Source organism: Vallitalea sediminicola, from assembly GCF_054408565.1.
Genome location: NZ_BTPT01000284.1, coordinates 1 through 283, shown reverse-complemented (window position 1 = coordinate 283; position 283 = coordinate 1). Strand labels below are relative to the sequence as shown.

The window sequence follows — 283 nt, the reverse complement described above, 5'->3', positions numbered from 1 at the left end:
GAACGGAATAGCAACAACGCCTTTCTCATGCTCAGTCACTAATTCAAGCAAGGCGGATATTGAAAAATCATGTCGCACTATGTTCAACATCATTGGCAACAAGTTTGTTTCGAAGGATATCTTCGGCTCGAAATGATACTTTTCACAAATTTCGTCAATAAACTCTCGATGGAAATATCCAGCTTTAAACATCACCAGATCTTCTTTGAAAAAGTCTTCGAACTTTATACTCGACTGTGAAGCAAGCATATGTTGTTCGCTAACTACTGCCACCATTTGAGAG

General features: G+C 38.9%; 1 protein-coding gene. It reads right to left on the bottom strand.

Going from position 1 to position 283, the window contains the following annotated elements; translation table 11 throughout:
* Positions 1-283, bottom strand: a 283-nt coding sequence (locus ACX6CF_RS26765; RefSeq protein WP_458788424.1) for a LysR family transcriptional regulator substrate-binding protein, incomplete at both ends; no start/stop codon positions are given.